Below are 10,439 nucleotides of genomic sequence, written 5' to 3'. Positions count from 1 at the left end.
ACTAGTGGCGGACCGTGCGCCACCGCGCCCGACACGCGACGACTTCTGCGTCGGCAATCGCGTGAGCTTCGACAATCGCCACCTCCAGACGCGCATCGGTACCATCCTTCGTATCAACCAGCGCACCGCCTCTGTCGACTGCGATGAACAAAGCTGGCGCGTGCCGTTCGGCCTGCTTCGTCATATCGTCGATCTCTGATCCGCAGACCCGCAAGACCGCGCGCTGGGCGGTTATGGATATCTCAAACCTTATGAACCAACAATAACGCCGCTGGCTGAGCGCTTACCCTCGTGTAGCCCCTTGCCCCTGATCCGTGTAACTGATGCCCGCTTGCACCGGGCGCACTGCCAGCACCCTCCCGGCAATAATGATTTCCGTGACACATACTCATATAATGGAGATCATTTCAGAGGAAACGGGCAATGGAGAAACTTCTTTCTGCTGCCAAGCTGCGCAGGCGACAGACGGCCACGGCATTGCGAAGCTTGGGGGCTCGCGCAGCCGGAGGCTACAAGCCCTTGCGCCCGCGGACGAAGATCACCCGCCCCGCTCCGCTCGCTAACGAGGTCGATGAATTTCTCGGTCAGCTCGAAAACCGGGTCGAGGAGGTCGTAGCGCACGCCGCTGCCGAGCTCGAGTCGCGCATGACGGCGATTCTGATGGCATGGACCGATCGTCCGCCTGCGGGCGATCTCCGCGGCGGAGCCCGCGATCCGGACGTGGGGCAGGCGATCGACGCCCGCATGCGCGAATTCGTCGATGCGGGACCGACCCTCGAGCATCATCGTGATGCGAATGCCCGGCTCCGCGCCGAGTTCACGATCCGCTCCCCTGGCTGGACGGCGGTAGAGGTCGCCGAGTTCGCCCAGTCGCGGGCGCGCAACCGCAATGCCTTGGCATCCCGCTGGGCTGGCGAGAAGCGGATCTTTGGGGTGCTGAGCGATCGGATCACGCTGTTTCCGTCCTTCCAGTTCAACTCCGATACGCGCCAGCCCTACCCCGAGGTGCGGGACGTCATCAGCGCCCTCGAATCGGACTACGAGGGCTGGTCACTGGCGATCTGGTTCATCACGCCCAACGACTGGCTCGAGGGCAGGGCTCCGCTGGACTACTGGTCCGCTGACCGTGCCGCGGTCGTGGTGGCGGCGCAGTGCGAGCAGGCGATGTTCCGTGACTGAACGGCGGACGGCATGGGTACCGGAGCCACCAGCCGTGGCCGAGGTGGAGCGGCTCACGCTGCAACGGGAAACCTGGACAACCGACGCGCTCATTCACCGCATCCATCGCACGGACGTGTCGCCCGAGCGCTTCAATCCGGGGGACGGGCGCGGGCGCTTCCACCCCCTCGTCACGCTGTCGGCTCCAGTGCGCGCGATTCCGACGCTTTACGGCGGCAGCTCGCTCATCGGAGCGCTGTGCGAAACGCTGTTTCGGCTTGAACCGGCCAATCATCGCGGGCCGTTTCCGGTACCGAAGAAGCGCGCCCTCCAGTTCGCCTATGCGACGCTTCGGCCGACCCGCAGCTTGAATCTGCTCGCGCTCAAGGGCGACAACCTGCGGGCCTTGGGACTGATGCGCTCACAGCTTCTCGAACCGGGACCGGCGCACTATTCTCGCACCGCCCCCTGGGCCTCGACCCTTCATGCAGCCTGCCCCGATGCGGACGGTCTGATCTGGCGATCGCGCCAACACGACGAAAGCGAATGCCTGGTTCTCTTCGGCGATCGCGTCGGTGAGGCGGAGCTGGTCGTCACCGAGCAGATGAGCTTCGAACCGCCGCACGGGTGGCAGACACTTCTCGTCGCAGCCGCACAGGCGGGCTTCGTTATCACCGAGAGCTGAAATGCGTTTTCGCGATGTCGGTTGTGACTGGCCGACCTCAGCGAGAACGGGATGAGACGGTGGCAATGGCTTATGTGGCGTCGGCAGCGGCCTCGCTCGTGGAGCCCGCGAGCTCGCGCTTGGGTTTGTAGTCGGCTCGCTCGACCCGGCCCAGGCACAGCGTGACGTCGTCAGCGGTCACCTGGAAGCCGGGCACCTTGTCGGGGGCGCCCTCCGGCGAGTACATGAACTGCTTGAGGACACCTTCGACCTGGACGCGCGCACCTCGCCGCAGCACGCGCGCGGCGTCCTCGCCGCGCTGGCCCCACAGCGACACGCTCATCCAGAATCCGCCGACCTGCTGATACTCGCCGTTGGCCTGGTCGTAGGCGTAGTCATCGAAGAACACGCGCATCTCGGCGACGACCTCATCGACCCCGTTGATTGGGACGTGCTTGAGGATAGGCGTATCGCCGAGATTGCCTTTCCCGCGAAATACGTTCGGCATGTTGTACTCCTTGGCGTCGAGTTAGAACACGACGGTGGCCGACGCCGGTTCCGCCGTCGTGCGGAATACTACGGATCGCGCTGCCGGGCATGCTTCAGGGCGAGGCGTGCCTCGATTTCGCGTTGATTGAGCTCAATGGCGCGCCGGTGGGTGCGCTCATACCACTCGCGCAGCGCCCCGGGGAACTGGGCGAAATGGGCGTGGATTGCGCTCCACGGGATGTGACCGGCGCGGGGCCCGGCGCCTGCCGCACGCCAGCGCAGTTGCACCTGCCCGGTCGCAGTGCCCCGGTGGAGCGCCAGGTACAAGGTACGCCCCCGCACACGCCGAGTCAGCGTCGACAGGACCTCTTGTGCGCGGTGAATCCTGTCAACACTCGCAGCGGCTTGCCGCAGCTCGGTCGGCGTCCCGCCCCTACCCGTAAAGGCCTTTGCGTCACGCTCCTGTTGACGTGCCGGCGCGTTGTCGCACGTGCTCGGGATTGCCGCACGAACCGGAGTATTGGATTGCGCCATGTCCTCACTACTCGCGATCAGTCGACCAGGCCCTCATCAGTTGGCTCATCGACAGTTGCGCCACTTTCCTGATTGATTGCCGCAAGCTCCTTAGCCACGCGCTCGAGCATCACCTTCTCCGTGTCCGAGATTGAGACACGGCGCTGGGAGTGTCGTGAGACTTGCAGGCCGGCATAGATGCCGGGCGGCACAGTGCCAAAAATGCCGCTGACGGCTGCGACACGTCTTTGGGCATTGGTGTCGGCTCCCGGCAAGAAGTCAGTGCGGCTGAGCGGCAGCAATTCGGGTTTGGTGAGCCACGTCTCGAACCGGATGAACTCCTCGAAAGCGGCACGCATCGGACGGGTGAACTGCCGGATCGCATCGTGCTCCTGCTTGTCGGAGAAGATGGCTTTGCGTCCGAGTGTCTTGACGACCCGGACGTAGTAGTCGAATTCGACGATCAACTCGGCAATCGCATATCCGTAGGGGCTGCGGAACCCAAGTTCCAGAACTTTCGGTTCGCGCGACTTGAGAATCGCAAAGCCGAGACCTTTGTCTGCTTTCTTCTTGATTGCAGCGTCGAAGATCTGGGTTTGGTGATCCAGTCCCCGTCGCAATTCAGGGATGCGGTTATCGGCGCGCAGGAGCGCCCAATCGGCATAAGGGTTATTGTTGCGGGTCAGCGTCCAGAGCGCCTTGAGGCTGGATGCAACCCGCTTGCCTCCGGGAATTGCGTTGTACTTTCCCGCCGGGTCCCGTCGGCGCCCCATGAACATTCGAAATCCTTCCTTCGTGTGCAGCGTCATCGTGTCGATGCCGTCGTCGACCAAGCCGCCGAGGTCGCGGAGCTGGCTCGCAACGCTTGCCGCGACGACATGGTCCGCGCCATTGGTGACCCGATAATCCGCCTCCATCTGCTTCAGCTTGTCACAGCGCTGAAGGTAGAGCTCATAACGTGGCCAACGCGGATCGGTCGGATCCGGATCCTCCGAATCGATAAGGTCGAGGAGTTTCCCGCGCTCCTTCGCGATGCTGTACCGATCGTCAAACGGCGAAGTGTCATCGGTCTCGAAGGGAATCGATGTACCACCGGGAAAGATCGGATCCATGAGGCCTGGTTGGCTTGATGGGAGCTCTGCGGAGCGGACGAGCGGGGGAATAATCGAATTGGGCGAGGCCATGAGACGTTCCCTCACGTAACGTGGGTTGAAGTGGCCGCTCCTGCGTCCGGGACGTCGTGGAGGCGGGAGAGCGCTGGAATCGGCGTGAAGCCGGGGATGAACTCGGCATCCGGGAGCGGGCCGCGCAACAGCTGGCGCAGTGCCGACACATTCACCTGGTATGCGGCCGTTGCACGTGGAATCTTCTTGCTGGTGATCAGGCAACTCTGTTCGAGACGTTGCAGGGCGCGCTGGACCACTTGATGACCGAGTTGGGTGCATGAGGACAACGTGCGGCTTGAGATGCGCACCGATGTTCGATCGGCCGATCGCCAGAGCAGCGCCAGCAGAACCGCGGTGGCGGGATAGTCGCCGTTCAAACGCACGAGGACGTCGAGCGTGATCTGTTGCTCGGTTGTCGCAGGCGCAGGCCCTTGATCTGGACCTGATGAATCCACCGGAAAAGGTTTTTTCGCTGGCTCGATTGAATCCACCGGAAATGCATTTACTACTGAGTCGTTTGAATCCAGGTGATGCGTTTGCGTGGAGAACCGATCAGCATCCGCAGGGGGCGTCTCCGATGCGGGCGACTCAAGCTGTCTCACAGTCGTCGAATTCGTGGACGACATACCAGAGCGTCGCAATTGAAAGATCGGGAAAGACGTAATGCAACTCCACGTACTGCCGCTGCGGCGGGTAGTTGCTGGAAATTCGGGACCACGCCTGCTGCACGGCCTCTCGGACCTCCGGTTTCGGGAGGGGAGGACGACCTCGCACCTGGGGCTCCGGACACAGCAAGGCGCGCTGCTCGCGGATCTGTTCCATCGTCATTTTGAACAGATGCACCAGCAGTTGAGGATGAGCGCCGTGCTGGACGTGGTATTCCATCAGTTGCCGGGATTCCGTGATCGCTTCGTGCCGGCGATAGGCTGCTTCGAGGGTGGCCGGCGCGAAGTGAACGGACACATCCAGTTGGGGCATGCCGGCGATCGCGTTGAGATCCCTCACCGAGGCCGTGCGTAGCGTATCCAGGAGGTCCGGACTCAGGCCCGCATCGAGCAGTGTCTCGACCTCCCCCATGTCAAGTAAATGAATGAGGTGGGACAGCAAGGCAACCCGTAGTTGTTCACTCTTTATCGGGATCATCCCGCTACCCCAATTCCTGTGGAACCGCCGGGAGCGGCTTACAGTCGCTCGGGCGAGTCGTTTTTCCGGAACTCATGGTGGTAGGTATCCATCAACGTTCGCATCAGGGGCCAATATGCAGGCTGCAGTATCAACGAAACAATGTGTCGTGCATCGGTGTCGGCGGCATCACTGCCGCCCGACAGGCTAACCAGCAGCCGGTGCGCTGCTTGCCGTGCCCGCCTTTCCGGCTCGCTAATCGACTGCTCGATATCTGCAAGCGGCTCCATGCAGAAGCCGTGCGCCTGAGCGCTATCCCAGCGTACGCATGAGGAAATCTGGAGCGGCGCGGCGAAATCGTTCAGCGCCGCGGCAAAGGAAGGTTTCTCGGCCTGGCCGCTGTCGGTGCGGCCCCTTCCCGTTCGCTTCCGCGTCGGTGCCGCTTGTTGCTGCGGCGGCGGCGCGAGATGGTCGCTGGTCCGTAGCGCTCTCTCCGACTCGACGTGATCGGGCATCGCGAGATCACCCGAGATCAGCCCCTCGGGCGGCGGGTCGCCGGCAAGCCGGGCACGAATTTCGGCGGACGAGAGTTGCCTCTCCGATCCCATCACGGCGAGCAGGGCGTGCTCCACCGCCGAAACGGGACAGTTCGCCTGTCGGGCGAACTGGGCATTCATCTGCGACAGAATCCTTTCCACTTCCGCGGTGGTAAGCCGCGGCGGGTCATCTTGCTCCCGGACGGAATTGATCGCAGTCGCCGCATCGGCCGCCAACTGCTGGAACCCGGTCATGCGAACGTAGGGATCGAGATTGAGGGCCTCGGCAAGCTTCTCCAGGTGGCCAAAACGGCTGCGAATTGCGCCTGCGCTCTCATGGGTCAGGTGCGGGCCGAAGGGCGCCAACTGGTCGACGGCAAACAGGTAGTTGGTGGCGGTCACTGCGTGCAGCTTCAAACCGCACTTGTTGGCGTGCTCTGAAAGGGCACGGAGACTCAGGGGGCCTCCGAGATCCGACTCCAGCTCGGACTTGAGGAGCGCCACGCCACGGGCCTTTTCCCAAAACGTGGTGTCGCCCCGAAGCTCGTTTTCGATCAGATGGGCGGCAATGATGTCACTCTCACTGACCCACGCATGGACGACAACGCGGATCCATTCGTACTTGGGATCCTTCGTCTCGTGCCACAGCTCCTGGACGATCTGCAGACGGGTGTTGCCTCCCATGTAGCACATATACCGATCGGACCCTGGCCTGCGAGTGACGGACAGCGCTTCACCGAGTCCGCCGCGCGCTTCGATCGAGGCCCGGATCTCGGCGAAGCGCGGGTTGGTCTTCACTCGAGGATTGCGGTCGTAGCAATCGATCTCGATACACCGCAGCATCATCCAGCCATCAACGTCCTGACTGGCCTTGATACTGACGGCTGAATCGTCGGGACTTCTCACTGCGAGGCTGTGAGCCGCGAGAAGCGCGCGCCGTTCGACAGCATTTGATCCGCCTGACGGGGCTGACCGAAACTTTCCCTGCTTTTCCATTTGCTGCGCCAGATCTTTGATGGAGATCGTTTCAGGCAGTCGTGTCTTGGAATGCATCGGCCACCTCCGCGCTTGAACCGGTCGATGTCCCGCCGGCATGGTTGCCCTCCAGACTGGGAATCAGTTCCCACAGGAGCGTGTGCATCGTGTCGCACGCCTTGCCAGGATCAATCCAGTGAACCGGGAGTTGAGCGGTTGCCGCGTTCTTGTAGGCCACCGCATGCGGAACGACGGTGTTCAAGACACTGACCCGGCATTGCAGCTTTCGATACTCTTCGCGAATGGCTCGGGCGATCTCGCGCGAGTCGCGGGTGTTTTCCTGCCGGTAGATCATCGCCTGCATCGGCGGAATGGAAAACCCGAAGGAGCGCGCGGTTTCGACGCGATTCAGCAACTTCTGCGTGCCGTCGAGGAATTCCCGCGCGGAAAGGATATCGGGCGATACCGGTGACAAAAGGATATCGGCAGCCAGTACCGCGGCATCCTGGAGGTGACCGACCGCGCCCTGCGTGTCGATGAGCACGACGTCGTAGTTCTCCGACAGCAGTGGACTGCGTAGCGCCAGCTTGATGCGAAGTGCGCTATCCATGCGAGGCGCCAGCCAGTCCTGCAGCGTCCCCTCGGGCGCATCGGAGACGACGAGGTCTAGGCAGCCGTTCGGATTGAGCCGCTGCCCGCGTGGAAGCATAGGGGCGAGCGCAAGATCGATCGTCGAGATGCAATCGTCAGTGAGCGCCCCCTGCTTGATCATTTGCGTCAGCCCATGAGGCGCCAGGCGCCCGATCGGGAAATAGCGGCTGAGACTGGGCTGCACGTCTGCATCGATCAGCAGTACTCGCATGCCCAAGTCCGCCAGCAGCGCCCCGAGATTGGCATTCACGGTTGTCTTGCCGACACCGCCCTTCGTCGATACAACGCTGTAGACGATCATCGAACCCTCCGTTCTAAACAGCCGAAACGGTGGCGATTCTCAAAGGGACGGAGAGCGATGGGAAAAGCAGAAGTGCCGTGGGGCGAGGCCCCGGCACCAGCTCACTGAGCGATGAGCTGTGTCCCACATGGAATGTGCCTGTCAAGAAACAGAATTGGCCAACACTTGATGTTTGTCAACCATCCGACATGTAACGGTCCACCGCCTGGGCCTCTTGTGCCGGACGGGCGCCCTTCTCGGAAAACGTAACAATATTTGGATTCGGAAGCGGGACAGGATTGACCCAACGCTCGGGATGCTTGATCACCACCGCAGCGAGCTTGCCGACGGGTTTCCCGCCGCGCCCCAGCACCGTGTAGTGATGAACATTGGAATTGCCGGCCCCCACGACGTGCCATCGTGCCTTGATCACTTGCCGCTGGATGCCGGCACCCAGTTTGTCGTTAGCACATGACGCTTGAACGGCCCCGTTGCCATCGTCGCCGTAAAGTGTCGCGAAGTCGCGGAATGTCCTCGGGGAGACCAACGCCATTCCCTCTGGCACGAAATGGACCGGGGCACCCGCTTCGTTGTAAGGAATGGATCCGTCCGCGATGCCCTGTTGCAGCCACGCCATGAACCGGAGGGCTGCATCACTGGGTTCCGGCGCGTCAGTGGCCGTCCCCCTTGAGCCTCGCGGAGGCGACGCGGGTATGTGCGCATAGGGCGTCACCGGGCGGCCACTTGGCAGGAGAGCAGGACGCGGAGCGCTTGCAGGTGTCGCAGCGTTGGCACCCGCCGCAGCGGAGTCGTTTTCGGACAGGTAATCGTCCGCGAGGCCGGCGCGTGCTGGTGTGGCATTCGGTAGTGATTGTCGTGGGGCCGCCGGCCGCGGTTCCTTGAGCTCGGGAGGCGCGGATGCAGCATGTGCCGGCTTGGGCGGGGGCACGTCGGGTTCCGTCCGCGGCCTCGATGATCGCTGTCCGGATTCCTTGTCACGATTGCCGCTCGGATGCGTTAAGTCCGCGGCTTTCGGCGCGTCACTGTTGCACTTCTCGCGCGCATCGCGCGGTGCCTTCACGACGATCGCACCATCGAATACGGGCGGATAGTCCTCTGGCCGGTCGAACAGGTTCGCGAGCGGGAACTTGAGCATCGCAAACTCATGCGCATAGCCGTTACCGCGGATCTCCACGTACCAGACCGCGTGACCGGTGTCCGGATTACGCTCCAACAGGCCATAGTCCTGCCAGGTGTCGAACAGTCGGTCGTTCTTGCTCGGGCCCGGAACACTGTCGGCGCTGTCGGGTTCGGTGCGCGCGATTTCCTCGCGCACGGCATCCGCGAGGCGTTTCGCCACAAACCAGGTGGCGCCCTCGGCAACCCAGCCTGCCGCACCGTCTCGATTCAGTGGCAATCCCCCTTGGCGCAGCATGCGGCGCATCGCTGCCATCAGCCGCTCGACCAGCGGGACGGCTGTTGCAGATCCGAATTGGTTGCGCGGCCCCTGCTGCAGGTTGCTCGCGGCTGAACGCTGATCCGCGCCGCGCACGATCTCGGTCAGCACACTGGTTGCGTCATCCCCGGACCACGCGGCGTCCAACTCGCGCAAGACCGCAGGTTCGCGTGCCAGAAATGCGAGTGCTGTGGCAGGCACAATCCGCGGTGCCAGCACCTGCGGCAAACGCCGGTGCGCGCCGTAGTTGCGCTCCGATGCTGGGGCAAATCGCACTTCGTACTCCACTGCGCCAGCCGTGAGTATGTCCCCCGACATCGGAAGCCAGGGGCGCGCAGGACCGTCCGGGCGGTCCGCGAGGCACACTCGAAGGTCGGTTATCGGTTTGCCGATGTCGTGAAGCAGCGCCGCAAGAATGACGGCGTATGTCCAGTGATCTCGCTGCGCATCGATCTGTTCCGCAGGTCCCCCCCGCGGTAGCAGATAGCCGTTGCGGAGGCAGACCGCCGCATACACGACCTCGATGGTATGTGCAGCGAGACCGCCGAGGTGAGCATGATGATGGGCTTCGCTTGCCGGGAGCAGTTGGACGAAACGCAGATACTGCTGGATCGCCGGTGCGATATCCCGCTCCCACGCCGCAGCGCTCAGTTTGGAGTCGCGCTGGATCTGTTGCAGGGCGCCGGCCAGGTTGCACACCTGAATCAGCGCGGCGACATCCAGAACCTTGAGCCAGCCGTGGCGGTTCGCGGCAAGCCGGTGCGCGTCATCATTCGGGATCGCGACTCGTGACGCTGGAGTCGAGCGCCGAGAGCCGCCCGCAGTACGATATGCCGCCATCTTGCCGATGATCGGCCAAAACAACCAGGCGCCCAGTCCTGCCGCCGCGAGAAAACAGCCAACGGCCAATGCCGCCAACACGATCAAGCCCTGCGACTTCCGACCTGTGCTGTACAGAACTGCGTCAATAGCCAGTTTTGCAGCACCTCGCGTCGCGGATAGGGCCCTTCGGACTCCCACACTTCAACCGTTACGCCCTCGCAGAACGCGCTGAAAGTCTCGGAGAGCGGCTCCCACCTCTTACCATCGCGGCGTTTGGCCCGGTAGCGACAAAACGGCAGATCCGACAAATCGGCCGTCAATTCCCGGGGCTCAGCGGGTTTCAGGGCTTCAACGTAGCGAGCGAGAAGGTTTCGCACGGAAATGATCGGATCGTCCTCGGCGTAGAGGTACGTTTCCAACCCGTCGTACCGGGCAAGCCAACTGAACAGGACGGTGCGCCAAGCGGGTTCACCCAGCCCCGCCAGAAAATGCCCGATGGTGACCACCGCCTGGATCCGCGCCTCTTCCTGGTGCGACGGGATGGACGGCGGCATAGTGTTCATCGGTATTTCACCTCCAGCAAAATGCTCAGTGGTCTTTTTCTTTG

Annotated in this window: 11 protein-coding genes and 1 pseudogene; 3 read left to right on the top strand and 9 right to left on the bottom strand. The window is 62.8% G+C overall.

Annotated elements, in window-relative coordinates:
• The 3 genes and pseudogenes from GO606_RS00990 to GO606_RS00980 form a co-directional block, all read left to right on the top strand.
• Positions 1-199: pseudogene (locus GO606_RS00990) on the top strand (hypothetical protein); the annotation flags it as partial.
• 224 nt (positions 200-423) lie between these two features.
• Entirely contained in the window at positions 424-1,179 is a 756-nt protein-coding gene (locus GO606_RS00985) for a hypothetical protein (protein ID WP_169120251.1), read from the top strand.
• 34 nt (positions 1,180-1,213) lie between these two features.
• Positions 1,214-1,843: an RES family NAD+ phosphorylase gene (locus GO606_RS00980; protein WP_169120250.1), complete on the top strand. Its 630-nt coding sequence runs from the start codon at positions 1,214-1,216 to the stop codon at positions 1,841-1,843.
• Positions 1,844-1,913: 70 nt separating this feature from the next.
• On the opposite strand, the gene GO606_RS00975 is transcribed toward GO606_RS00980, so the two are convergent.
• The 9 genes from GO606_RS00975 to GO606_RS00935 form a co-directional block, all read right to left on the bottom strand.
• Positions 1,914-2,330, bottom strand: a complete 417-nt coding sequence (locus GO606_RS00975) for a single-stranded DNA-binding protein (protein ID WP_169120249.1) — start codon at positions 2,328-2,330, stop codon at positions 1,914-1,916.
• Positions 2,331-2,398: 68 nt separating this feature from the next.
• Entirely contained in the window at positions 2,399-2,638 is a 240-nt protein-coding gene (locus tag GO606_RS00970) for a hypothetical protein (RefSeq protein WP_169120248.1), read from the bottom strand.
• A 224-nt stretch (positions 2,639-2,862) separates the two neighbouring features.
• On the bottom strand, positions 2,863-3,936 hold the full coding sequence (locus tag GO606_RS00965; RefSeq protein ID WP_169120247.1) for a PFL_4669 family integrating conjugative element protein: 1,074 nt from the start codon (positions 3,934-3,936) through the stop codon (positions 2,863-2,865).
• Positions 3,937-4,019: 83 nt separating this feature from the next.
• On the bottom strand, positions 4,020-4,481 hold the full coding sequence (locus GO606_RS00960) for a hypothetical protein (protein ID WP_169120246.1): 462 nt from the start codon (positions 4,479-4,481) through the stop codon (positions 4,020-4,022).
• A 97-nt stretch (positions 4,482-4,578) separates the two neighbouring features.
• Positions 4,579-5,133 carry an STY4526/YPO1902 family pathogenicity island replication protein gene (locus GO606_RS00955; protein WP_169120245.1) on the bottom strand — a complete coding sequence of 185 codons (555 nt, stop codon included), beginning with the start codon at positions 5,131-5,133 and terminating at the stop codon, positions 4,579-4,581.
• Between the two features lie 38 nt (positions 5,134-5,171).
• Positions 5,172-6,701: a ParB family protein gene (locus GO606_RS00950; RefSeq protein WP_246979259.1), complete on the bottom strand. Its 1,530-nt coding sequence runs from the start codon at positions 6,699-6,701 to the stop codon at positions 5,172-5,174.
• Positions 6,676-7,575: a ParA family protein gene (locus GO606_RS00945; RefSeq protein ID WP_169120244.1), complete on the bottom strand. Its 900-nt coding sequence runs from the start codon at positions 7,573-7,575 to the stop codon at positions 6,676-6,678. The genes GO606_RS00950 and GO606_RS00945 overlap by 26 nt, the downstream gene beginning before the upstream one ends.
• A 175-nt stretch (positions 7,576-7,750) precedes the next feature.
• Positions 7,751-9,931 carry a MobH family relaxase gene (gene mobH / locus GO606_RS00940; protein WP_246979261.1) on the bottom strand — a complete coding sequence of 727 codons (2,181 nt, stop codon included), beginning with the start codon at positions 9,929-9,931 and terminating at the stop codon, positions 7,751-7,753.
• Positions 9,932-9,933: 2 nt separating this feature from the next.
• Positions 9,934-10,439: hypothetical protein (locus GO606_RS00935; protein WP_246979257.1), on the bottom strand; the 506-nt coding region annotated here is incomplete at its 5' end.

Source organism: Aromatoleum anaerobium, from assembly GCF_012910705.2.
Classification (GTDB): Bacteria; Pseudomonadota; Gammaproteobacteria; order Burkholderiales; family Rhodocyclaceae; genus Aromatoleum; species Aromatoleum anaerobium.
This window is presented reverse-complemented; position numbering and strand designations above follow the sequence as displayed.